20 protein-coding genes and 1 pseudogene are annotated in these 22,001 nt (G+C 66.0%); 16 read left to right on the forward strand and 5 right to left on the reverse strand.

Annotated features, from left to right (window positions below; translation table 11 throughout):
* The 8 genes from glmM to phoR all read left to right on the forward strand — a co-directional run bounded on the left by glmM (position 1) and on the right by phoR (position 7,994).
* The gene (glmM, locus tag RMP06_RS12160; protein WP_310462041.1) at positions 1–1,332 is read left to right on the forward strand and encodes a phosphoglucosamine mutase; all 1,332 of its coding nucleotides are present in this window, start codon (positions 1–3) and stop codon (positions 1,330–1,332) included.
* Positions 1,333–1,485: 153 nt separating this feature from the next.
* Complete coding sequence (gene pstS / locus RMP06_RS12165) at positions 1,486–2,523, forward strand: phosphate ABC transporter substrate-binding protein PstS (protein ID WP_310462042.1); 1,038 nt, start codon at positions 1,486–1,488, stop codon at positions 2,521–2,523.
* Between the two features lie 2 nt (positions 2,524–2,525).
* The gene (pstC, locus tag RMP06_RS12170) at positions 2,526–3,494 is read left to right on the forward strand and encodes a phosphate ABC transporter permease subunit PstC (protein ID WP_310462043.1); all 969 of its coding nucleotides are present in this window, start codon (positions 2,526–2,528) and stop codon (positions 3,492–3,494) included.
* Positions 3,494–4,360, forward strand: coding sequence for a phosphate ABC transporter permease PstA (pstA, locus tag RMP06_RS12175; RefSeq protein WP_310462044.1), 867 nt, complete (start codon positions 3,494–3,496; stop codon positions 4,358–4,360). Before pstC ends, pstA begins: the two co-directional genes overlap by 1 nt.
* 14 nt (positions 4,361–4,374) lie before the next feature.
* The gene (pstB, locus tag RMP06_RS12180; RefSeq protein ID WP_409050157.1) at positions 4,375–5,160 is read left to right on the forward strand and encodes a phosphate ABC transporter ATP-binding protein PstB; all 786 of its coding nucleotides are present in this window, start codon (positions 4,375–4,377) and stop codon (positions 5,158–5,160) included.
* Positions 5,161–5,235: 75 nt separating this feature from the next.
* Positions 5,236–5,940, forward strand: coding sequence for a phosphate signaling complex protein PhoU (phoU, locus tag RMP06_RS12185; protein WP_310462045.1), 705 nt, complete (start codon positions 5,236–5,238; stop codon positions 5,938–5,940).
* A gap of 1 nt (position 5,941) precedes the next feature.
* Complete coding sequence (phoB, locus tag RMP06_RS12190; protein ID WP_310462046.1) at positions 5,942–6,637, forward strand: phosphate regulon transcriptional regulator PhoB; 696 nt, start codon at positions 5,942–5,944, stop codon at positions 6,635–6,637.
* Position 6,638: 1 nt separating this feature from the next.
* The gene (phoR, locus tag RMP06_RS12195; protein ID WP_310462047.1) at positions 6,639–7,994 is read left to right on the forward strand and encodes a phosphate regulon sensor histidine kinase PhoR; all 1,356 of its coding nucleotides are present in this window, start codon (positions 6,639–6,641) and stop codon (positions 7,992–7,994) included.
* On the opposite strand, the gene RMP06_RS12200 is transcribed toward phoR, so the two are convergent.
* The 4 genes from RMP06_RS12200 to trxA form a co-directional block, all read right to left on the reverse strand.
* Complete coding sequence (locus RMP06_RS12200; protein WP_310462048.1) at positions 7,969–9,609, reverse strand: hypothetical protein; 1,641 nt, start codon at positions 9,607–9,609, stop codon at positions 7,969–7,971. The two genes, phoR and RMP06_RS12200, sit on opposite strands and share 26 nt — an antisense overlap.
* Before the next feature lie 126 nt (positions 9,610–9,735).
* Positions 9,736–9,993 carry a type B 50S ribosomal protein L31 gene (locus RMP06_RS12205; RefSeq protein ID WP_310462049.1) on the reverse strand — a complete coding sequence of 86 codons (258 nt, stop codon included), beginning with the start codon at positions 9,991–9,993 and terminating at the stop codon, positions 9,736–9,738.
* A gap of 98 nt (positions 9,994–10,091) precedes the next feature.
* Positions 10,092–11,354, reverse strand: a complete 1,263-nt coding sequence (rho, locus tag RMP06_RS12210; RefSeq protein WP_310462050.1) for a transcription termination factor Rho — start codon at positions 11,352–11,354, stop codon at positions 10,092–10,094.
* 268 nt (positions 11,355–11,622) lie between these two features.
* A complete protein-coding gene (gene trxA, locus RMP06_RS12215; protein WP_310462051.1) occupies positions 11,623–11,952 on the reverse strand; it encodes a thioredoxin in 330 nt (109 codons plus the stop codon).
* Between the two features lie 228 nt (positions 11,953–12,180).
* Here trxA and RMP06_RS12220 point away from each other — a divergent pair, with 228 nt between their 5' ends.
* From RMP06_RS12220 to RMP06_RS12255, 8 genes are all read left to right on the forward strand, one after another.
* Positions 12,181–13,932, forward strand: a complete 1,752-nt coding sequence (locus RMP06_RS12220) for an HDOD domain-containing protein (protein ID WP_310462052.1) — start codon at positions 12,181–12,183, stop codon at positions 13,930–13,932.
* Positions 13,933–13,985: 53 nt separating this feature from the next.
* Positions 13,986–14,810: a TatD family hydrolase gene (locus tag RMP06_RS12225; protein ID WP_310462053.1), complete on the forward strand. Its 825-nt coding sequence runs from the start codon at positions 13,986–13,988 to the stop codon at positions 14,808–14,810.
* Positions 14,807–15,301 (forward strand): DNA-deoxyinosine glycosylase, encoded by a 495-nt coding sequence (locus RMP06_RS12230; RefSeq protein WP_310462054.1) that lies wholly within the window; start codon positions 14,807–14,809, stop codon positions 15,299–15,301. Before RMP06_RS12225 ends, RMP06_RS12230 begins: the two co-directional genes overlap by 4 nt.
* On the forward strand, positions 15,298–16,155 hold the full coding sequence (locus RMP06_RS12235) for a methyltransferase domain-containing protein (protein ID WP_310462055.1): 858 nt from the start codon (positions 15,298–15,300) through the stop codon (positions 16,153–16,155). Before RMP06_RS12230 ends, RMP06_RS12235 begins: the two co-directional genes overlap by 4 nt.
* Positions 16,152–17,951 (forward strand): GspE/PulE family protein, encoded by a 1,800-nt coding sequence (locus RMP06_RS12240; RefSeq protein ID WP_310462056.1) that lies wholly within the window; start codon positions 16,152–16,154, stop codon positions 17,949–17,951. The genes RMP06_RS12235 and RMP06_RS12240 overlap by 4 nt, the downstream gene beginning before the upstream one ends.
* A gap of 92 nt (positions 17,952–18,043) precedes the next feature.
* Positions 18,044–18,517 carry a tripartite tricarboxylate transporter TctB family protein gene (locus RMP06_RS12245; protein ID WP_310462057.1) on the forward strand — a complete coding sequence of 158 codons (474 nt, stop codon included), beginning with the start codon at positions 18,044–18,046 and terminating at the stop codon, positions 18,515–18,517.
* A 13-nt stretch (positions 18,518–18,530) separates the two neighbouring features.
* Positions 18,531–20,045 carry a tripartite tricarboxylate transporter permease gene (locus tag RMP06_RS12250; RefSeq protein WP_310462058.1) on the forward strand — a complete coding sequence of 505 codons (1,515 nt, stop codon included), beginning with the start codon at positions 18,531–18,533 and terminating at the stop codon, positions 20,043–20,045.
* An 86-nt stretch (positions 20,046–20,131) separates the two neighbouring features.
* Positions 20,132–21,733 (forward strand): MFS transporter, encoded by a 1,602-nt coding sequence (locus RMP06_RS12255; RefSeq protein WP_310462059.1) that lies wholly within the window; start codon positions 20,132–20,134, stop codon positions 21,731–21,733.
* A gap of 15 nt (positions 21,734–21,748) precedes the next feature.
* Here RMP06_RS12255 and RMP06_RS12260 read toward each other — a convergent pair.
* Positions 21,749–21,862 (reverse strand): annotated as a pseudogene (locus tag RMP06_RS12260) (integrase); the annotation flags it as partial.
* Between the last annotated feature and the right edge of the window lie 139 nt (positions 21,863–22,001).

The raw sequence follows: 22,001 nt of genomic DNA on the forward strand, positions 1-22,001 counted from the left end.
ATGAGCAGAAAGTATTTTGGGACGGACGGGATTCGTGGCGCGGTTGGTACCTATCCGATCACACCGGATTTTGTGCTTCGGCTCGGCAATGCTGTAGGCCGCGTGTTGCGGGCGACCCATGAACGGCCTGTGGTCCTGATCGGCAAAGACACCCGCATTTCCGGCTACATGCTGGAGTCGGCGCTGGAGGCCGGGCTGAACTCCGCCGGGGTGGACGTGATGCTGACCGGCCCGCTGCCGACGCCGGGTGTCGCCTACCTGACCCGTGCGCTGCGCCTCAGCCTGGGCGTGGTCATCAGTGCCTCGCACAACCCCTACGCTGACAACGGCATCAAGTTCTTCTCGGCCCGCGGCGAAAAGCTGCCGGATGCCTGGGAAGAGGAAGTCGAGGCCGCACTCGCCGCCGAGCCGCTCTGGGCCGATTCCAGTTCACTCGGCCGTGCGCGCCGGCTGAACGATGCGCCGGGTCGCTACCTCGAATTCTGCAAATCGACGTTCTCGAACGACCTGTCGCTCAAGGGGCTCAAGATCGTGGTCGATGGCGCCAACGGCGCTGCTTACCACATCGCGCCAGATGTGTTCCACGAGCTGGGCGCCGAGGTCATCCGCATCGGTTGCGAGCCGGATGGCTACAACATCAACGACGGCGTAGGGGCGACATCGCCCCAGGCGCTGGTCGATGCCGTGAAGCTGCACCGTGCCGACTACGGCATTGCCCTCGATGGTGACGCCGATCGGTTGCAGGTGGTCGATGGGGCCGGGCGCCTCTACAACGGCGGTGAGCTGCTCTATGTGATGGTCGTCGATCGCCTGGCGCATGGTGAAACCGTGCCGGGTGTGGTCGGGACACTGATGACCAACATGGCGGTCGAAGTGGCGATCAAGCGCAAAGGTATCGAGTTTGTGCGCGCCAAGGTGGGTGACCGCTACATCCTCGAAGAGCTGTCCCGCCGCGGCTGGCAGCTTGGTGGAGAAGGCTCCGGCCACTTGCTGGCACTCGACCGCCACACGACGGGTGATGGCATCGTCAGCGCTCTGCAGGTGCTGCAGGCGCAACAGCGTTCCTGCCGCTCCCTGGCCGATCTGCTCGACGGTGTCGAGCTGTTCCCGCAGACGCTGCTCAACATCCGGCTGGCGCCCGGACAAGACTGGAAGAGCAACCAGGCGTTGTCGGCCGAGCAGGAGCGAATCACTGCCGAACTCGGCGACAGCGGGCGTGTACTGATCCGAGCCTCGGGTACCGAGCCGCTGCTGCGCATCATGGTGGAGGCGCGCGATGCCGAGGTGGCGCGCACTTGCGCCGAACGCATGGCGCAGACGCTGCGCGTGTGATCCACTGAATCGCTCGGTGGCTGTTTTTGCGTCGACCCCCGGGGCTGTCAAGGTGCCGGGGGTTTTTCTTTGGGGGTCACAAATATGTCACACAATGACATTACAGTGCGTGCGGTCGGCATAGGCGCCGTGGTTCAGCTACAAGGACAGTTCATGAAATTCAGCGTTTGCGGTCAGGCTCTGGTGGCGGTGTCGCTTCTTTCCACGGCCACGCTGGCCACCGCGCAGGATGCCACTGGCGCTGGCGCTACCTTCCCTGCACCGGTCTACGCCAAATGGGCTGATGCCTACCACAAGGCTACCGGCGCCAAGATCAACTACCAGTCGGTTGGCTCGGGTGCCGGCATTCGCCAGATTCAGGCCAAGACGGTGGACTTCGGTGCCACGGACATGCCGCTCAAGGACGAAGAACTCGCCAAGGACGGGTTGGTCCAGTTCCCCACCGTCATCGGTGGTGTCGTGCCGGTGGTCAACATCAAGGGCATCCAGCCGGGCCAGATCAAGCTGACGGGTGAACTGCTGGGCAACATTTACCTCGGCAAGATCACCAAGTGGAATGACCCGGCCCTGACCGCGCTCAATCCCGGCGTGCCGCTGCCGGATGCGGCGATTTCGGTCGTGCGCCGGGCGGATGGGTCCGGGACTACTTTCGTGTTCACCAACTACCTCTCCAAGGTCAACGCCGAGTGGAAGTCCAAGGTCGGCGAAGGCACGGCGGTGAACTGGCCGGCTGGCGCTGGTGGCAAGGGCAACGAGGGCGTGTCGGCCTTCGTGATGCGCCTGCCCAACGCGATCGGCTATGTCGAGTACGCCTACGCCAAGCAGAACAAGATGTCCCACGTACTGCTGAAGAACAAGGACGGCCAGTTCGTGGCCCCCGACGACCTCAATTTCAAGGCGGCTGCGGCGGGCGCTGATTGGAGCAAGTCCTTCTACCAAGTGCTGACCGAGCAACCCGGCAAGGACGCCTGGCCGCTCACCGGTGCCACGTTCATCCTGATGCACAAGGTGCAGGACAAGGCAGACAAGGGCTCGGCCTCGTTGAAGTTCTTCGAGTGGACCTACGCCAATGGCGACAATATGGCCAATGAGCTGGAGTACGTGTCGCTGCCGGATGCGCTGAAGGCGCTGGTGCGCAAGCAGTGGGGCGAGGTCAAGGACACCTCCGGCAAGGCTGTGGCCTACAAGTGACCATGGGGCCGCAAACCGAGGCGCGCAGCTTGCCGACCGTGAAACGCCATGCCTGGGCCGACCCGCTGTTTGCGGTGCTCGCGCAGGGGGCTGCCTGGCTCACGCTGGCGCTGATGGCCGGCATTCTGGTGTCGCTGCTGCAGGGGGCCATGCCGGCGATCCGCGAATACGGACTGTCTTTCCTGTGGTCGAGCGAGTGGGATCCGGTCCAGAACCGCTACGGTGGTCTGGTGATGATCTACGGCACGCTGATGACCTCGTTCATCGCATTGCTGATCGCCGTGCCGGTGAGTTTCGGGATCGCGATGTTCCTGACCGAGCTGTCACCGTCGTGGCTGAAACGCCCGCTGGGCATCGCGGTGGAACTGCTGGCTGCGGGGCCGTCGATCGTCTATGGCATGTGGGGCCTGATGGTGTTCGGGCCGTTGTTGGCCGAATACGTGCAGCAGCCGCTGCAAGGGGTGTTTTCCGGGGTACCGGTGCTGGGGGATCTGTTCTCCGGCCCGCCCGTGGGCATTGGCATCATGGCGGCAAGCATCATCCTGGCGATCATGATCATCCCGTTCATTGCCTCGGTGATGCGCGACGTGTTCGAGATCACACCACCGCTGCTCAAGGAATCGGCTTACGCACTGGGCGCCACCACCTGGGAAGTGGTGTGGAAGGTGGTGCTGCCCTTCACCAAGAGCGGTGTGGTGGGCGGAATCATGCTGGGACTGGGTCGCGCGCTGGGCGAGACCATGGCGGTGACGTTTGTCATCGGCAACATGAACCAGCTCAACTCCATCTCGCTGTTCGACGCCGCCAACAGCATCACCTCGGCGCTGGCCAACGAGTTCGCGGAAGCGGGCGAGGGGCTGCACCAGGCTTCGCTGATCTACCTCGGGCTGGTGCTGTTCTTCATCACGTTCGTGGTGCTATCGCTGTCCAAGGTGCTGCTGTCTCAGCTCAAGAAAGGCGAAGGCCGCTGATGAGCCACGACGCCCTGTACGCATCGCGCGCCGCGATGCACCGCAAGCGCAAGCTGGTCAACCGCGTGGCGCTCACGCTGTCGCTGTCGGCAATGGCCTTCGGCTTGTTCTGGCTGATCTGGATCCTGATCGAGACGGTCCGACTCGGCATCGGTGGCTTGAACCTGCAGACTTTCACCGAAATGACACCCCCGCCGCAGGCCGAAATCGGCGGGCTGGCGAACGCCATCTTCGGCTCGCTGACGATGGTGACGCTGGCCACACTGCTGGGCACGCCCATCGGCGTGATGGCGGGTGTCTATCTGGCGGAGTATGGCCAGTCGAACTGGCTGGGACGCATCACGCGCTTCGTCAATGACATCCTGCTGTCGGCACCGTCGATCGTGGTTGGCCTGTTCGTCTACTCGATCTGGGTGGCGCGGGTCGGTAACTTCTCGGGTTTCGCAGGCGTGCTGGCACTGGCGATGATCGTGATCCCGGTGGTGATCCGCACGACCGAGAACATGCTCAGTCTGATTCCCAACGCGATGCGCGAAGCTGCTTATGCGCTGGGCACGCCGAAATGGAAGGTGATCTTGTCGATCACGCTGAAGTCCGCCCGCGCTGGCGTGATGACGGGTGTGCTGCTGGCGATTGCACGCATCTCCGGCGAGACGGCGCCGCTGCTGTTCACCGCGCTGTCCAACCAGTTCTGGACCAGCAACCTCAACGAGCCGATGGCCAGTCTGCCCGTGACGATTTTCAAGTTCGCGATGAGCCCGTATGAGAACTGGCAGAAGCTGGCCTGGGCGGGTGTGTTCCTGATCACCGTGGGGGTGCTGGCGCTCAACATCGTCGCCCGTACCTTCCTGCGCAACAAACAATGATGACGCCGATGCCCATGGACACCAAGGCCGCCAACGCCGCTGTCGAGAAGACCAAGATCTCGGTGCGCAATCTGAACTTCTACTACGGCAACTTCCATGCCCTGAAGAACATCCAGATGGAGATTCCCGAGAAGAAGGTCACCGCCTTCATCGGGCCATCCGGCTGCGGCAAGTCCACGCTGCTGCGCACGTTCAACCGCATGTTCGAGCTGTACCCGGAGCAGCGCGCCGAGGGCGAAATCCTGCTCGACGGCAGCAACATCCTGACCAGCAAGGAAGACATCTCGCTGATCCGTGCCCGCGTCGGCATGGTGTTCCAGAAGCCCACACCGTTCCCGATGTCGATCTACGACAACATCGCCTTCGGGGTAAAGCTGTTCGAGAATCTGCCAAGGGTCGAGATGGACGAGCGTGTCGAGTGGGCACTGAAGAAGGCCGCACTCTGGAACGAGGTCAAGGACAAGCTCGACAAGAGCGGCTCGGGCCTGTCGGGTGGCCAGCAACAGAGGCTGTGCATCGCCCGCGGTATCGCGATCAAGCCGGAGGTGCTGTTGCTCGACGAGCCGTGTTCGGCACTCGATCCGATCTCCACCGGCAAGATCGAAGAGCTGATCGACGAGCTGAAATCCGATTACACCGTGGTCATCGTCACCCACAACATGCAGCAGGCCGCGCGCAGCTCGGACTACACCGCCTACATGTACCTGGGTGACTTGATCGAATTCGGTCCGACGTCTGATATTTTCATGAAGCCCCGGAAAAAGGAAACAGAGGACTACATCACCGGGCGATTCGGTTGAGCGCGAACGCGGCACACTGATTGTTGCGATTCTTGCGTCTGTCACCAAAACCTATATCGCCGGAGTTCCCCCACCATGGACAAGCATCTCTCCAGCCAGTTCGACGCCGAGCTGAGCGGCATTTCCACCCGTGTGCTCGAAATGGGCGGCCTGGTCGAGTCCCAGGTGGCGCAGGCCATGCTGGCGCTGACCCAGTTCAGCGAGGAGATCGCCGTGCAGGTGCTCCGCGTCGAAGAGCGGGTGAACCAGATGGAGATGGAGATCGACCATGATCTCTCCACCATCATTGCCCGGCGCCAGCCGACGGCGCGTGACCTGCGCCTGCTGATCGCCATCTCCAAGACCATCGGCAACCTGGAGCGCGTCGGCGACGAGGCGGCGCGCATCGCCCGCACGGTGATCCGGCTGGTGCAATCGGCGGCGTCGAGTCGGCTTCGTTTTCCCGTGTCGGATGTGTCGGTCGAAGCGAGCCTGGCGACCGCGTCGCTGCGCAAGGCGCTGGATGCCTTCGCCCGCCTGGACGTGAACCAGGCGCTTGACGTGATCCGCCAGGACGATGAGATCGACCGTGAGTTCGATGGCCTGCTGCGCAAGCTGATCACCTACATGATGGAAGATCCGCGCACCATTTCGGTCTCGATTGACCTGGTGTTCGTGGCCAAGGCGATCGAGCGGGTCGGTGACCATGCCAAGAACCTCGCCGAGCAAATCATCTACATCGTCAAGGGCACCGATGTGCGGCACAACACGCCGGACGCAGTGGCCGACATGGTGCGGTGACATGGCCCGTGTGCTGGTGGTCGAGGACGAATCGGCGATTGCCGAGCTGATTGCGATCAACCTGCGACATGCCGGGTTCGATGTGGTGCTGGCGGCCTCTGCGGAACAGGCACAGGCGGCCATCGACGCCGTGCTGCCCGACCTGGTTCTGCTGGACTGGATGCTGCCGGGGGCGTCGGGCGTGGAGCTGGCGCGGCGCTGGCGGCTTGCGCCGCGCTCGCGGGAGCTGCCCATTCTCCTGCTCACGGCCCGGGCCGAAGAAAAAGACAAGATTACCGGCCTCGACGCGGGCGCGGACGACTATCTGGTCAAGCCGTTTTCGCCGGGTGAATTGCTGGCACGCATCCGAGCCGTGCTGCGCCGGCGGGCGCCGATGGCGACCGACACAGTCATCGAGATCAGTGGCCTGCGGCTCGACCCGATCACCCGCCGGGTAGGCCGCGGTGAGGCGGAATGCCGGCTCGGTCCGACCGAGTTCAAGCTGCTGCACTATCTGATGACCCATCCCGAGCACGTACACAGCCGCGCGCAGCTGCTCGACCGCGTCTGGGGTGACCATGTGTTCATCGAGGAACGGACGGTCGATGTCCACATCAAGCGTTTGCGCGAGGCCCTGTTGCCGGTACATTGCGCGCAGTTGATCGAGACCGTGCGTGGCGCGGGCTACCGACTCACCCACTCTGCTCCCACCGTCTGAAATGAGCCTAGTCCTGCGGCGTTTGTTCGCCTCCTTGCTGCTCATGAGCCTGATGGCGATGGTGGGCGGCCTGATCGGGTTGCGCCTGCATGCCCCTGTGCTGGGCACCTGGGCAGGGGCTGTGTTTGGCCTGCTGCTGTCGGGCTGGCGTGATGCGCGCCGGGCGGGGCGGCTGGTGGCCTGGCTGCGCGGCAATCTGGAAGGCGATGCCCCCCGTGACGGTGAACTCTGGGGCGAAATGGCCTACCGCACTGAGCGTGCCCTGCGCCAGCGCGAGCTGGCCTTGAAAGCCGAGCGGCAGCGGCTGGGCGAGTTTCTGCGGGCGATCGAGGCCTCGCCCAACGGCGTGATCCTGCTGGATGCGGACGAGCAGATCACCTGGCTGAACCAGATCGGTGCTGTGCATCTGGGGCTGGATCCGCAGCGCGATCTGGGCCAGCGCATCACCAATCTGGTCCGTTCTCCCGCTTTCGTGACTGGCTTGCAGGCCGGAGAAAGCAGCGAAGCCATCAGCCTCCCGCACTACCAGTCCCGGCTGTCCCTGTCGCTGCTGGTGCGCGCCTATGGCGAAGGCCAGCGTCTGTTGCTGACGCAGGACGTCACCGAGCGCATGCAGGCCGAAGCCATGCGCCGCGACTTCGTGGCCAATGTGTCACACGAGATCCGCACGCCGCTCACGGTGCTGGTCGGGTTTGTCGAGACGCTGGCGAATCTGCCGCTGGGCGAAGCGGATCGACAGCGCCTGCTGGGTTTGATGGGCCAACAGACCCACCGGATGCAGACCCTTGTGGCCGATTTGCTGACTCTGGCCCAGTTGGAGGGCAGTCCGCAGCCGTCGGCGGACCAGTGGGTGTCCACGCGGGAGCTGCTGGAGCAGATCGAGGTGGAGGCGCGCGGCCTGTCCCGCGGCCGGCACCTGATCCAGTTTCCGGACGAGGCCACCTTGCGTGCGCAGGCAGCCGACATCGCTGGCATCCGCACCGAGCTGCTGTCGGCGCTGACCAACCTCACCAGCAACGCGGTGCGCTATACGCCGGAGGGCGGGCGTGTGTCGGTGAACTGGACGCTGCGGCCGTCGGGCGGCGGCACGTTCGAGGTCCGTGACAGTGGCATCGGCATCGCGCGCGAACACCTGCCGCGTCTGACCGAGCGTTTCTACCGCGTCGATGGCAGCCGTTCGCGCGAGACGGGCGGCACCGGGCTCGGCCTGTCCATCGTCAAGCATGTGGTCCAGCGCCACGGTGCCGAGCTGGAGCTGGACAGTGAACCCGGCAAGGGCTCTGTCTTCCGCATCACCTTTCCGGCCTCGCGGGTGCGGGTGCCGGCGCCACTCAGGGGCGCCGATAGACCAGCATGACCTCGTCTCGGTCGGACGGGCGCCGCTCTCGGGCGACCAGTGTCCAGCCGGGCAGTGCGGGTGTCTGCTGCAGCGGCGGGGGGGTATTGATGCGCTCCTGGAGGCCCATCAGCAGCCAGCGGCAATCGGTGGCCCGTGGATCGAGCGACAAGCGCCAGTTGCCGTGGACTTCCAGCGCGGCGAGCTGGCTGCGTGAGATGTTCTGTGTCGCCACGCAGCCGGACGTCGGCAGGTGCAGGGCCAGCCGCTGCACCAAGGGGCGGTAGCTGCGGGCGTGGTCCAGCAGCGGCAGCCACAGCGTCATCAGCAGCAGCCAGCTCAGCGCCACACCACCTGCCGGCAGCACCAGGCTTTTCCAGAGGGCGTGGCGGTGGTGCCCGGTGCGCCAGCGGACCAACGCCAGCCACGCGACGGTACCGACACTGGCGAGGCCCAAGGCGGGCAGGCTGAACTGCGGCACGAATTCGGGTGCGAGGCGGGCGACGTTTGCGGCGGGCTGTGCCGGCACACCGGTGTGCATCGCCACGTAGACCACCCAGATGACCAGCGCACTGAGGGTGAAGAAAAACACCGAAAACCAGTCGATGGCCGCACTGACACTGCGCTGCAAGGTCGGCAGCGCAAACGCTCCCAGCACGGCCAGCGCCGGCAGGGCCAGCATGAGCGCGCGGTCCGAGGCGCCCATCGACGCGCTGGCGAGCAGGGCCACCAGCACGAGGGCCAGCGGCACCGCCAGGTGGCGCTTGAGCAATTGCCGGCGCCAGCGCCAAAGCGTCCAGGCGGCCAGCGGCCACACCGGCCAGGTGAACCACGCGATCAACTTGGGCAGCGCCATCACGTCCAGCATCGGCGTGACCCGCCAGACCCAGGCGCCGAGCAGCGTGCCGATGACCGCGGCCACGGCGCAGGAGCCGAGCAGCCATGGCACCAGCTTGCGTGAATCCGCGTAGCTGGAGCGCCAGCACACGACGCTGCCGGCCAGGCCCATCAGCAGCCCGGTGGTCGCGGCACCGCTGGCCGCCAGCGTGGCCAGTGCCAACAGGGTGGCCCAGCGGCTCGATGCCGGACGGTAGGGGCTGGCGGCCAAGGCATAGAGCAGGAGGGCGATGCCGGCGAGCTGGACCAGCTCCGGCGTGGTTTCGTGGCCGAGTTGCAGCAGGCCCAGGCTGGCCATCAGCGCGAGCAGCGCACCATCGGCGACCGCGCGGGCGTAGTCCACCGGATGGGCCTCGCCGCCAAAGGCAAACGCGAGGGGTTGGGCCGCTTCGGTGCGCGCGAGGTGCAGCGTGGCATACCAGACCAGGGCCAGCGTGGCGGTCAACAGCAGCGCAAAGGGCAGGCGTGCTGCGAGCGCTGGATCAATCCAGGGCGTCAGCACCTTCATGAAGGCCGCGCCGATCCAGTAGGGCAGGACACCCCCCTCCGTGCCCGCCCATCCCGCGATGGACGGATGCAGCCAGGACGCTTCGCCTCGCAGCAGACTCGTCATGTAGCCGAACGCCGTGATATCGGCGTTTTTCCAGGGGTCGCGCCCGAACACGCCCGGCAGGACATAAGCAGCACACAGCAACAGCAACGCGAGACGCGGCAGACGCTGCACGGCACGTTGCGTCACGAGGGCGGGGTTAGGGGAGTGCGCGGACACGAATGGCGAAGGGGGTGAACGTGGTCAGACCATAAAAAAAGGCAGCTCTGGCTGCCTTTTTTGCGCACGTGATGTGCGTAGCTCCAGGGGGCTGGATTACTTCTTGATGCCGACCTTGAACTTGTTGCGGAACTTCTCGACACGGCCGCCCAGGCTGTCGATGCTCTTCTGCGTGCCCGTGTAGAACGGGTGCGTTTCGCTGGTGGTTTCCAGCTTGAACAGCGGCAGTTCGCGGCCGTCTTCCAGCGTGATCTTCTCGCGGCCGGGGGCGCACGAGCGGGTCACGAACTGGAAACCGTTGGACAGGTCGACGAAACAGACGTCGCGGTAGTTCGGGTGGATGCCGTCTTTCATGGGGAGTCCTCGCTGTGTGCCGGGAGCCACGCATGCACCATGCAGACGCACTTTCCGACAGCGGAAAAACGGAGATTATAGCGTGCGCAGCCCTGGCTTCAGCCGCCGCGCCGCATCATGTCGAAGAAGTCGACGTTGCTCTTCGTGGCCTTCATCTTGCCGAGGATGAACTCCATCGCCTCGATCTCGTCCATCGGGTAGAGCAGCTTGCGCAGGATCCAGCTCTTCTGCAGGATCTCCGGCTTGAGCAGCAACTCCTCGCGGCGCGTGCCGGACTTGTTGAGCAGGATCGACGGGTAGACACGCTTCTCGGCCATGCGGCGGTCCAGGTGGATCTCGCAGTTGCCGGTGCCCTTGAATTCCTCGTAGATCACCTCGTCCATGCGGCTGCCGGTATCGACCAGCGCGGTGCCGATGATGGTGAGCGAGCCACCTTCCTCGACATTGCGGGCTGCGCCGAAGAAACGCTTCGGGCGCTGCAGCGCGTTCGCATCGACACCACCGGTCAGCACCTTGCCCGATGACGGCAGCACGTTGTTGTACGCACGGGCCAGCCGGGTGATGGAGTCCAGCAGGATGATCACGTCCTTGCGCAGTTCGACCAGCCGCTTGGCGCGCTCGATCACCATCTCGGCGACCTGCACGTGGCGCGCAGCCGGCTCGTCGAAGGTCGAGCTGATGACTTCGCCGCGCACGGTGCGCTGCATTTCGGTCACTTCCTCGGGGCGCTCGTCGACCAGCAGGACGATGAGGTGGACCTCGGGGTGGTTGGCGACCAAGGCGTGGGCGAGGTGCTGCATCATGACTGTCTTGCCGCTCTTGGGCGGCGAGACGATCAGGGCGCGCTGGCCTTTGCCGATCGGCGCGATCAGGTCGATGATGCGGCTGGTGATGTTTTCTTCACCCTTGATGTCACGTTCCATCCTGAACTGCTCCTTGGGGAAGAGCGGTGTCAGGTTCTCGAACATGATCTTGTTCTTGCTCTCCTCGGGCGTCAGTTCATTGACGCGGTCTACCTTGACCAGGGCAAAGTAACGCTCGCCGTCTTTCGGCACGCGTACTTCACCTTCGATCATGTCGCCGGTGTGGAGGTTGAAGCGTCGGATCTGGCTCGGGGATAGGTAAATGTCGTCCGTGGAGGCGAGAAAACTCGTGTCCAGGGAGCGCAGAAAGCCGAAACCATCGGGCAAGACCTCCAGTACGCCATCGCCGAAAATCTGCTCACCCTGACGGGCGCGCTTTTTCATGATCGCGAACATCAGTTCCTGCTTGCGCAGGCGACTGGCGGACTCGATCTCCAGCGCCTCGGCCATCTGGATGAGCGCCGAGATGTGTTGGGCCTTGAGTTCGGAAAGATGCATAGGGGCGGACCCTGAAAGCAGGTCTGATCGGTGCCAGCCGGACAGACCGGGGGTGGTCGGGACCTGGCTCCGTCGCTGCTCGGAGTGACCATCCGGTGAATGCCGGGAGGGCAATCAGACGGGGGGAGTCCGGGACGATCTGCGCGGGGAGTAGGGGGGCCGACGCTGCGCGCGCTTCAGAACCGGTGTGAACGGGCTCTTCGACAACTGGCGCGCAGTGGCATTCGCAAGCGGTGCAGACACAGTCGGTCAGCACCTCTGGAACGAATTATAGATGAGATTCGACGAAGCTCTTCAACTGGGGAAACGCCAGGGCGCCTACCTTCGTGGCGACGGGCTGACCGCCTTTGAAAACCATCAGTGTCGGGATGCCACGGATGCCGAACTTGCCGGAGGTGGCCTGATTGCTATCCACATCAAGCTTGACGATCTTGATCTTGCTGCCCAGTTCTTCAGCGACCCGGTCCAGCCCAGGGGCCATTTGCTTGCAGGGGCCGCACCATTCGGCCCAGAAATCGACCACAACCGGCGTTTCGGATTTGAGGACTTCGGATTCGAACGTGGCGTCGGTGATGTTTTGGATGAGGGGGCTGCTCATGTTGGTTCCATCGGGAGGGAAATGGCTGAATGGAGTTCATCAGGTGGCTGGATGGGAACGATTTTGGCATGAACGCAGCAGATCCCGCGCGGACCGTCGTGAGTAAATGGCTATCGTCGTCTTAGGGTCTCACCGGATACGCCATTGAAACTGCGCTCATTTTCACCGTTGACGGACCGTCGTCGGCGGGTCCAATCGGCGTGTTTCTGGCCTCCTTTCCCCCACACCATGACCGATGCTGTAACGACGGTACCGGCGCCTGCACCGGCGCCCGTGCTGCGAACCTTTGGTACCTTCGGACTGCTGCGCCTCCTTGGGCGCAGCTCGCTGACCATCGCGTGGCTGGCGATCGACAACCGGACCGGGGAGCCCGTGCGCCTGCTTGCATCGACACAGCCGGTCATCGCTCCCGCTACGCGAGAACGCTGTATCGAGGATGCGCAACGTGCCGCCCGTCTGGTCCACCCCCGCATCGCGCCCGTGCGCCAGGTCGGCTGTGTCGACCGGTTCCCCTATCTCGTCTGCGACGCCGAACCTGCTGATCTGGATGCGCCATCGCTGACCGCCACAGTGCTCAGTCTGGACGACCTCATGCGCCGTGGACACGACCTGCTTGACGGTCTGTCCTACCTCCACGAAGCTGCCATGGTGCACGGGGACCTTGGCCAGCACACCACCATGGTCGATGCCTCCGGGCGCCTGCGTATTTGGGGTTGCGGATTGGGTCTGGCGCTCGCCAACGCCCGCCAGGCGCCGTCGCCAATGGGTACGCATATGCCCGGAACGGCCGCACCAGCAGCGCTGAGCCTCGGTTTCCTGCTGTCGCGGGAGATTGCGTCCTGCGGGCTCCTGATCCAGCACTGGCTGCTGGGTCGTCCACCGGTTGGCGAGCCGGACATGCCGACGCTGGTGAGCCAGATGGCCACCATCGACCTGCGCCTGCCGACGGACCTGCCGCAGTCGGTGCCGGTGTCGCTGCGCCTGATCATCAACCGTGCCATCGACCTGCACCCACAGCGGCGCTTCGTGCATGCACGCAGCTTCGAGCGGGTGCTGAGCAACTGGCGCCAGACCCAGTTGCTCGGCGACAACGGCTTCGACGCTGTCCTCGCCGAGCGCATCCGCCGTGGCGGCCACCTGCCTGCGCGGCCGATGCTGAGCAACCGGGTCACGCTGATCGCTGGCATGGAAAAAGAGCGGCTCGATACGGTGGTGGATGTTCTGCTGGAGGACATAGGTCTCAGCCTGGGCCTGCTGCGAAGCGCCAACTCGGCCGACGCGGCCGCGGTGACGGCGGAGGAGCCGGTCCTCACCGTGAAACGCGCCATGCAGTTGATGGGTACGTCGGGACTGCGCCGCGTCGCCAGCGGCATGAAGACATGGCCGGGCACGCTCAAGCCAATGGGTGTGCGTGCGCTGGAAATGACCATGAATCAGGCGCTGCTCGCCGGCCATCTGGCCGAATACCTGGTGCCCGCCGGCATGGATGCCGAAGCCGCCATGCTGGCCGCACAGTTCCAGCATCTCGGCCAGCTGCTGGTCGCCTATCACTTCCCCGAGGAGCTGCAACAGATCGCCAGGCTCAAGGCGGCTGGCGACGTGGGCAGTGGATACCCGATCAGTGCGGAGACTGCAACCCTGGCCGTGCTGGGTGTGGACCTGCCGGGGTTGATGGAGTCGTTCCTGCGCCTGTGGGGCCTGAACGAATCGCTGCGGCAGCGGGTCCGGCCGATCCCGCTCGACCGGCGTGTGCAGAGCCCGACCACGCCGGGCGGCTGGATCAAGCTGGTGGCCAGTTGCGCCAACGAGATCGTGATGGTGACGGAGCTGCCACAGCCCGAGCAGCCGGCCGCGCTGACACTGGTGCTCGACCGGTACCACGACGCACTCGCGCTCGAAACCGAACAGGTCCGCAGCGCCATGCGCCAGGCACGCGATAAGCTCTCGCGTCACCTCGTCAACGCTGCCGCGGGGAGCTGAACCCGGGAATCTGGTTTGGCGGACCTGCGGATCAGCCTCAGCCGGCGCTCCGCATGCCCACCTGGATCGATTCGCACTGTCATCTCGATGCGCCGGAGTTCGACGCAGACCGCTCCGCCGTCTGTGCACGCGCCTGCGCTGCGGGGGTGTCGCTGCTGGTGATCCCTGCGGTGGCGTGTGCGCACTTCGAGGCCGTGCGCGCACTTGCCCATGCCACCGGAAACGCCTACGCGCTTGGCCTGCATCCGCTCTACGTGCACCGCCAGCCCGAGGACGCCCTGGCGCAGCTGGCGATCGCGCTCCACACGCACCGCGACGACGAACGCCTCGTCGCCGTCGGCGAGATTGGCCTGGACGGCTTCGTGCCGGGGCTGGACTTGGCCACCCAGGAGCGGTTCTACGCAGCGCAGCTCGCCCTGGCCCGCAGGGTCGATCTCCCGGTGATCCTCCATGTGCGTCGATCCGCCGATGCGCTGCTCAAGCACCTGCGCCGCACCGGGGTACGCGGTGGCATCGCCCACGCCTTCAACGGCAGCGCGCAGCAGGCGCAGGCCTTCATCGACCTCGGATTCAAGCTCGGCTTTGGCGGTGCGATGACCTTCGACCGTGCCCTGCAGATCCGTCGGCTGGCGCAGACCCTGCCTGCAGAGGCGATCGTGCTGGAAACCGACGCACCTGACATCCCGCCGCACTGGCTTTACCGCACGGCGGATGCGCGTGCGCGGGGGGAGGACAGTCGCAATGAGCCCGCCGAGCTGCCTCGCATTGCCGAGACACTGGCGGCCCTGCGCGGCTGGTCGCTGGACGAGACCGCCGCCATCACCTCGGCCAACGCCTGCGCCGCCTTGCCGCGGCTGGCGCAGTGGCTGCCAGCATGACGCGGCTGACCGGCTTCGCGCCCGTGGTCGCGCCGAACACGCGGCTGATGGTGCTGGGCAGCTTCCCCGGCGTGGCGTCGCTGCAGCAACAGCAGTATTACGGCCATCCGCGCAACCAGTTCTGGCCGATCCTGTCGGCGCTGTGGTCGGTCGATCTGCGCAGCCTGCCGTATGCCGAGCGGCTCGACCTGGTGCGTGCCCGCGGACTCGGTATCTGGGATGTCTATGCCCACTGTCGCCGCGAGGGCAGCCTTGACACGGCCATCGAGGCGGCTGAACGCAATGACTTCTCGGCGCTGCGCGTGCAGGCGCCCGGCCTGGTGGCCGTGGCGCACAACGGGGGCGAATCGGCCCGGGTGATGCAGGCCCTGCGCGCGCTCGGTTTCGAGGTGCATCGCCTGCCGTCCACCAGCCCTGCCAACGCCAGCTGGTCGTTCGAACGCAAGCTGGATGCGTGGCGCGCCGTGTTTGCGCTTTACGATCTGGCATGACTTCGCCAACCTTGCCCGACGACGACTCGTCCTCCCCGGTCGCCAGACCGACCAGATCCCGACGCAAGACGGGCGCTGCCCGGCCGCTGCCCGCCGCGTCGATCTCCGAATTCGATGGCGTGCGTTACCTGCACCTCGGCGAAACGCCGTGGGTGCAGGGCGCCATGCGGCTGCGCAAGCCCCGCGTACTGGAGCTGGAATACGTGCAGCGCATGATGGTCTGGCTGCTGCTGCGCGACCCGGACACGCTGGACGCCACCCGCGTCGTACAGCTCGGCCTGGGCGCCGCCGCGCTGACCCGGTTCTGCCACACCGAACTCGGGTTGCACACGACGGCCGTGGAGCTGAATCCGCAGGTGATCGCCGCCTGCCGCCAGTGGTTCCGCCTGCCCGCCAACGATGAGCGGCTGAATGTGGTCGAGGCGGATGCTGCGGCCTGGGTGGTTGATCCCGCCCACCACGGCAGCGCCGACGTGCTCAGCATCGACCTCTACGACCACCAGGCCGCCGCTCCGGTGCTGGACGACGAAGCCTTTTACCGCGACTGCCACGCCGTGCTGGCCGAGGGCGGGTTGCTGGTGGTCAACCTGTTCGGCCGCAATGCCAGCTTCGCGCGCAGTGCCCGGCGCATCGACGCTGCCTTCGCGCCCGAGGGCGGGCAGGTGCTGATGCTCGCGCCGACCGACGAGGGCAACACCATCGTGGTGGCACTCAAGGGAGGACAGCGCCCGGACGACACCGTGCTGCGCGAGCGCGCGGCGCAGATCACCGAACGCTGCGGCCTGAAGGCGGTACGCTGGCTGGGTCTGATCGGGCCGCTGCCGCGGCGCCGAACTTCCGGGAGCCCCCCATGAGCCTCACCCCCCAACGTCCCGCCCCCAGCCTGCAGTCCCACGAAGGGCCGCTGACCTGGCGTGATCTGCTGCACTGGCTGGTGGAGGACGAGATCGTGCGCGCCAGCGACGCTGCGCTATTGGCCCAGCGGCTCGGTGCCGGCGACAGCGCGCAGCACCCGCTGGTGCGTCTGGCCAACGCCGGGCTGCGCCACACCCGCACGCTCGACCCGCTCGACCTGGAGACCCTGACCCGCTGGCTGGCGCAGCGCGTGAGCCTGCCCTACCTGCGCATCGATCCGATCAAGGTCGATGTGGCGAAGGTGACCGAAGTGATGTCGGTCGGCTACGCGGAGCGGCGGCGCGTGCTGCCCGTGCAGGTGGGGGCGGCGGAAGTGGTCGTCGCCACCAGCGAGCCGTTCGTGGTGGACTGGATCAGCGAGATCGCGCAGCACACGCGCAAGACGGTGCGGCTGGTGGTCGCCAATCCGCTGGACATCGCGCGCTACACGGTCGAGTTCTACAACCTCGCCCGCTCGGTGCGCGCGGCGCAGAAGACCGGCGAGGTCAGTGCCTCGGTCAACTTCGAGCAGCTCGTCGAACTCGGCAAGCACAAGCAGCTCGACGCCAACGACCAGGGCGTCGTGCAGGTGGTGGACTGGCTGTGGACCTACGCTTTCGAGCAGCGCGCCAGCGACATCCACCTCGAACCCCGGCGCGACCAGTGCGTGATCCGGCTGCGCATCGACGGCGTGCTGCACACGGTCTACCAGTTGCCCCAGACCGTCATGGCCGCGGTCACGGCGCGTATCAAGCTGCTGGGGCGCATGGACGTGATCGAGCGCCGCCGTGCCCAGGACGGCCGCATCAAGACCCGCAGCCCCAAGGGCGACGAGATCGAGATGCGCCTGTCCACGCTGCCCACCGCGTTCGGCGAGAAGCTGGTGATGCGCATCTTCGATCCGGAGACCGCCGTGCAGCCGGTCGAAGGCCTTGGTTTCACGGCGCAGGACGCCCAACGCTGGCAACACCTCACCGCCCAGCCCCACGGCATCATCCTCGTCACCGGCCCGACCGGCAGCGGCAAGACCACCACGCTCTACGCCACGCTGAAGCGGCTGGCGACCGACGAGGTCAACGTCTGCACCATCGAAGACCCGATCGAGATGATCGAACCTGCCTTCAACCAGACGCAGGTGCAGGCCGCGCTCGATCTCGATTTCGCCAGCGGCCTGCGCACGCTGATGCGGCAAGACCCCGACATCCTCATGATCGGCGAGATCCGCGACCTGGCCACCGCCGAGATGGCGGTGCAGGCGGCGCTCACCGGGCACCTCGTCTTCTCCACGCTGCACACCAACGACGCTGCCAGCGCCATCACGCGGCTGCTGGACCTGGGGGTGGCGCCCTACCTCATCAGCGCAACGCTGATCGGCGTGCTGGCGCAGCGGCTGGTGCGGCAGTTGTGCCCGGTCTGCCGCCAGCCGGACCCGTCGCTGACGCTGCCCGCACTGCAGGCGGCACTGCCGGGCGTGCCGGTGCTGGCCGACGACGAACCCTTCCAGCCGCACCGCCCCGTCGGGTGTCCGGACTGTCGGCAGAGCGGCTTCCGCGGGCGGCGGGGGCTGTTCGAGCTGCTCACGGTGAACGAGGCGGTGCGTGGTGCCGTGCGCGAGGTGCCGGATCTTGCGCTGCTGCGCCGCCAGAGCCTGTCCGACGGGCTGCAACCACTGCGCAGGGCCGGCCTGCGTCAAGTCGCCGAGGGGCGCACCACGCTGGACGAGGTGCTGCGATCGACACCCGGCTGGGAGACGTGACTTTCGTCCGCTAAGTGGAATCCACAGCAGACTGCACGGAGGCGCTTCCTAAAATCGGTCATCCGTTTTGTTGATCGTTGAGGAGATGACTCGTGCAAATAAAGAGCCAGAAAGACTTCTGGTCGGGACTGATGTTCATCGGCGTGGGGGTGGCGTTTGCCATCGGCTCGCTGGAATACAGCTTCGGCAGTTCGGCCCGACCCGGCCCGGCCTACTTCCCCTTCGGACTGGGGGTCGCCATGGCGATCCTGGGCGGAATGGTGCTGTTCAAGGCACTGACCGTGGACACCGCCGACGGCGAGCCGATTGGCAAATGGGCCTGGAAGCCGCTGTGCATGATCGTCGGTGCGCTGCTGGTGTTCGGCTGGGGCTTGCCGCGCCTGGGCATGGTGATCACGCTGCCGCTGCTGATCATCATCTCGGCGATGGCCGGCGATGAATTCCACTGGAAGGACGCCGTGCTGAACGCCGTGATCCTGACGGTGATGTCCTATGTGATCTTCGTGTGGGGTCTGTCGCTGACCATCCCGCTGTGGCCCACGATGTTCGCCGCCAGCGGCACCTGAGGAGCAGCACACCATGGACCTGTTCAACAATCTGGCGCTGGGTTTTCACACCGCGCTGACGATGCAAAACCTGTTCTACGCCTTCATGGGGTCGATTCTCGGCACCCTGATCGGCGTGCTGCCCGGCCTTGGCCCGGTGGCGACGATCGCGATGCTGCTGCCGTCGATCTACTCGCTGGACGCCACCCCCGCGCTGATCATGCTGGCCGGCATCTACTACGGCGCCCAGTACGGCGGCTCGACCACGGCCATCCTGATCAACGTGCCCGGTGAAGCCTCGTCGGTGGTGACAGCCATCGACGGCTACGCCATGGCGCGCAAGGGCCGTGCCGGTGCGGCGCTGGCAGCGTCCGGTCTCGGTTCCTTCTTCGCGGGTTGCGTGGGCACGGTGATCATCGCCGCGTTCGCGCCGCCGCTGACCGAGCTGGCCTTCAAGTTCGGCCCGGCGGAATACTTCTCGCTGATGACGCTGGGTCTGGTCGGTGCGGTCGTGCTGGCATCGGGTTCGCTGGTCAAGGCGATTGCCATGATCATCCTCGGCCTGCTGCTGGCGCAGATCAACACCGACGTGATCTCGGGCGTGCCCCGCTTCTCGTTCGACATCGCCGAGCTGACCGACGGCATCGGCTTCGTGACGATCGCGATGGGCGTGTTCGGCTTCGGGGAAATCATCTCGAACCTGAGCCTGCCGGCGGAAGACCGCGAAGTCTTCACCAAGGACGTCAAGGGCCTGTGGCCGACCAAGCAGGACGTGAAGGACGCTTTCCCTGCGGTTCTGCGTGGCACGGCGCTGGGTTCGATCCTCGGGGTGCTGCCAGGTGGTGGTGCGCTGCTGGCGTCGTTCGCGGCCTACACGGTCGAAAAGAAGGTCAAGGGCCGCCCCGGTGAAGTGCCGTTCGGTCAAGGCAACATCCGCGGCGTGGCCGGTCCCGAGTCGGCCAACAACGCCGGCGCACAGACCAGCTTCATCCCGATGCTGACGCTGGGCATCCCGCCGAACGCCGTGATGGCGCTGATGGTGGGTGCGATGACCATCAAGGGCATCCAGCCGGGTCCGCAGGTCATGACCAGCAACCCCGAGCTGTTCTGGGGCCTGATCGCCTCGATGTGGGTCGGCAACCTGATGCTGGTGATCCTGAACCTGCCGCTGATCGGCATCTGGATCAAGCTGCTGACGGTGCCTTACCGCTTCCTGTTCCCGGCGATCGTGGTGTTCTGCTCGATCGGTCTCTACACCCTGAGCAACAACAACTTCGACGTGTATGCAGGCGCCTTCTTCGCGGTGGTCGGCTACGTCTTCTTCAAGCTGGGGTGCGAACCGGCGCCGCTGCTGCTGGGCTTCATCCTCGGCCCGATGATGGAAGAGAACCTGCGCCGCGCGCTGCTGCTGTCGCGTGGTGACTGGAGCACGTTCATGACCCGTCCGCTGTCGGCCGGTCTGCTGTTGGCGGCCTTCGCGATGGTCGTGGTGGTGATGCTGCCGTCGATCAAGAACAAGCGCGAAGAAGCGTTCCAGGACGCGGACTGACCTGCATTGCGCGGGACTTGCACAGTCCTGCTACCCTCTGAAGCCCACCCTCCGCGGTGGGCTTTTTCGTTTCCGGAGACCCTCTGATGATCGACCCCGATCGCTTGCCCATTGCGCTGCGGGCGCTGTACCTGCCGGTGTTCCGCATGCTGTGGTTCGCCTGGCTGGCGGCCAACATCACGATGTGGATGAACGATGTCGCCGCCGCGTGGCTGATGACGCAGCTCACCGACAGCGTGGTGATGGTCGCGATGGTCTCGGCGGCCTCGACGCTGCCGGTGTTCCTGCTGGGCCTGCCGAGCGGGGCGCTGGCCGACATCGTGGACCGGCGGCGCTGGTTCGCCTCGACGCAGTTGTGGGTGGCCCTGGTGGCGACGCTGCTGGCGCTGCTGTCGCTGGCCGGGGGGCTGACGGCGCCGCTGCTGCTGGCGCTGACCTTCGCCAACGGCATCGGGCTGGCGGCGCGCTGGCCGGTGTTCGCCGCGATCGTGCCGGAGATCGTGCCGGCGGCGTCGCTCTCCGGGGCGCTGGCCTTGCAGGCGATGGCGATGAACCTCTCGCGCATCATTGGCCCGATCGTGGCGGGCGCGCTGCTGGCGGCGTCGGGCAGCACGGCGGTGTTCGTGCTCAACGCGGTGCTGTCGCTGCTGGCGTTCGCGCAGATCCTGCGCTGGAAGAGCGAGCCGCGCATCAGCGCCTTGCCGGGCGAGCGGTTCGTCGGGGCGATGCGGGTGGGCGTGCAGCATGTGAAGGAGAACCCGCGGATGCGCGCCGTGCTGCTGCGGGTGTTCGTGTTCTTCTTCCTTAGCACGGCGCTGACCGCGCTGCTGCCGCTGGTGGCGCAGCGGCTGGGCGGAGGGGCCAGGGGGTTCACGCTGCTGATGGCGTGCATGGGGGCCGGGGCGATGCTGGCGGTGATGGGCCTGCCGCGCTGGCGCGACCGCTACAGCCGTGACCGCATCGTCGGGCTGGGCTCGCTGGTGGTGTCGGTGATGACGGTGGTGGTGGCGCTGGCGCCGTGGCTGTGGCTGGCGGCGCTGGGGATGGCGGTGGCGGGGGGCGCGTGGATTGCCACGGCGAACACGCTGACGATGGCGGCGCAGCTCGCCTTGCCGAACTGGGTGCGGGCGCGGGGCATGTCCACGTACCAGATGGCGCTGATGGGCGGCTCGGCGGCCGGGGCGGCGACATGGGGGCAGGTGGCGGGGCTGGCGGGATCGGTGCCGGTGGCGCTGGTGGCGGCCGGGGTGTGCGGGCCGCTGGTGCTGCTGGCGGTGCGGCGCTTCACGGTGTCAGGGGAAGAGGCGGATCTGCGCCCGGCGTCGCCCGCGCAGACGCCGCACCCGGCGATGGACATCGGGCCGGACGAGGGGCCGGTGATGGTGACGGTGGAGTATCTGATCGACCCGGCGCGGGCGGGCGAATTCGCCGAAGTGATGCGGCTCACCCGGCAGGCGCGGCTTCGGCAGGGCGCGCTGTCGTGGGGCTTGTTCCGGGATACCGAGCGGCCGGGGCGGTATGTCGAGTATTTCGTCGATGAAACCTGGGTCGAGCACCTGCGGCGGCTGGAGCGGTTCACGGCGGATGACGTGCAACTGCGCGGGCGGCGGCTGGCGTTCCATCTGGGGGAGGAGCAGCCGAATGTGCGGCGGTATGTGGGGGAGGTGATGGAGGGGGTGGGGCGGTGACGGGTTGTCAGGTTTTCAGGCGGCCAGCAGTGCATCCAGCGGGCTGCGGGTCGTGCCTGCGGCCATCTTGAGAACGTGGGTGTAAATCATCGTCGTGCTGACATCGCTGTGCCCGAGCAGTTCCTGCACGGGGCTTTGTTGCACAACCCACCCAGCCGGCCGGTGGTCGAGCGGTGAGGTAGGCTGACGGGATGAGCAAGCCGGCGAAGAAGAAGTACACGACGAAGAACTGGTCGCCCTACACGAAGGCGCTGAGAGCCAGGGGGTC

It is taken from the genome of Sphaerotilus sp. (genome assembly GCF_031429695.1).
Lineage (GTDB): Bacteria > Pseudomonadota > Gammaproteobacteria > Burkholderiales > Burkholderiaceae_C > Sphaerotilus.

What these genes read in the sequence shown, in the direction of transcription:
- pstA (WP_310462044.1), top strand. Translation starts at nt 3,494, where the DNA reads ATGAGCCACGACGCCCTGTACGCATCGCGCGCCGCGATGCACCGCAAG.
- pstB (WP_409050157.1), top strand. Translation starts at nt 4,375, where the DNA reads ATGGACACCAAGGCCGCCAACGCCGCTGTCGAGAAGACCAAGATCTCG.
- RMP06_RS12255 (WP_310462059.1), top strand. Translation starts at nt 20,132, where the DNA reads ATGATCGACCCCGATCGCTTGCCCATTGCGCTGCGGGCGCTGTACCTG.
- pstC (WP_310462043.1), top strand. Translation starts at nt 2,526, where the DNA reads ATGGGGCCGCAAACCGAGGCGCGCAGCTTGCCGACCGTGAAACGCCAT.
- RMP06_RS12230 (WP_310462054.1), top strand. Translation starts at nt 14,807, where the DNA reads ATGACGCGGCTGACCGGCTTCGCGCCCGTGGTCGCGCCGAACACGCGG.
- phoB (WP_310462046.1), top strand. Translation starts at nt 5,942, where the DNA reads ATGGCCCGTGTGCTGGTGGTCGAGGACGAATCGGCGATTGCCGAGCTG.
- RMP06_RS12250 (WP_310462058.1), top strand. Translation starts at nt 18,531, where the DNA reads ATGGACCTGTTCAACAATCTGGCGCTGGGTTTTCACACCGCGCTGACG.
- RMP06_RS12220 (WP_310462052.1), top strand. Translation starts at nt 12,181, where the DNA reads ATGACCGATGCTGTAACGACGGTACCGGCGCCTGCACCGGCGCCCGTG.
- phoR (WP_310462047.1), top strand. Translation starts at nt 6,639, where the DNA reads ATGAGCCTAGTCCTGCGGCGTTTGTTCGCCTCCTTGCTGCTCATGAGC.
- trxA (WP_310462051.1), bottom strand. Translation starts at nt 11,952, where the DNA reads ATGAGCAGCCCCCTCATCCAAAACATCACCGACGCCACGTTCGAATCC.
- rho (WP_310462050.1), bottom strand. Translation starts at nt 11,354, where the DNA reads ATGCATCTTTCCGAACTCAAGGCCCAACACATCTCGGCGCTCATCCAG.
- RMP06_RS12240 (WP_310462056.1), top strand. Translation starts at nt 16,152, where the DNA reads ATGAGCCTCACCCCCCAACGTCCCGCCCCCAGCCTGCAGTCCCACGAA.
- RMP06_RS12205 (WP_310462049.1), bottom strand. Translation starts at nt 9,993, where the DNA reads ATGAAAGACGGCATCCACCCGAACTACCGCGACGTCTGTTTCGTCGAC.
- pstS (WP_310462042.1), top strand. Translation starts at nt 1,486, where the DNA reads ATGAAATTCAGCGTTTGCGGTCAGGCTCTGGTGGCGGTGTCGCTTCTT.
- glmM (WP_310462041.1), top strand. Translation starts at nt 1, where the DNA reads ATGAGCAGAAAGTATTTTGGGACGGACGGGATTCGTGGCGCGGTTGGT.
- phoU (WP_310462045.1), top strand. Translation starts at nt 5,236, where the DNA reads ATGGACAAGCATCTCTCCAGCCAGTTCGACGCCGAGCTGAGCGGCATT.
- RMP06_RS12225 (WP_310462053.1), top strand. Translation starts at nt 13,986, where the DNA reads ATGCCCACCTGGATCGATTCGCACTGTCATCTCGATGCGCCGGAGTTC.
- RMP06_RS12235 (WP_310462055.1), top strand. Translation starts at nt 15,298, where the DNA reads ATGACTTCGCCAACCTTGCCCGACGACGACTCGTCCTCCCCGGTCGCC.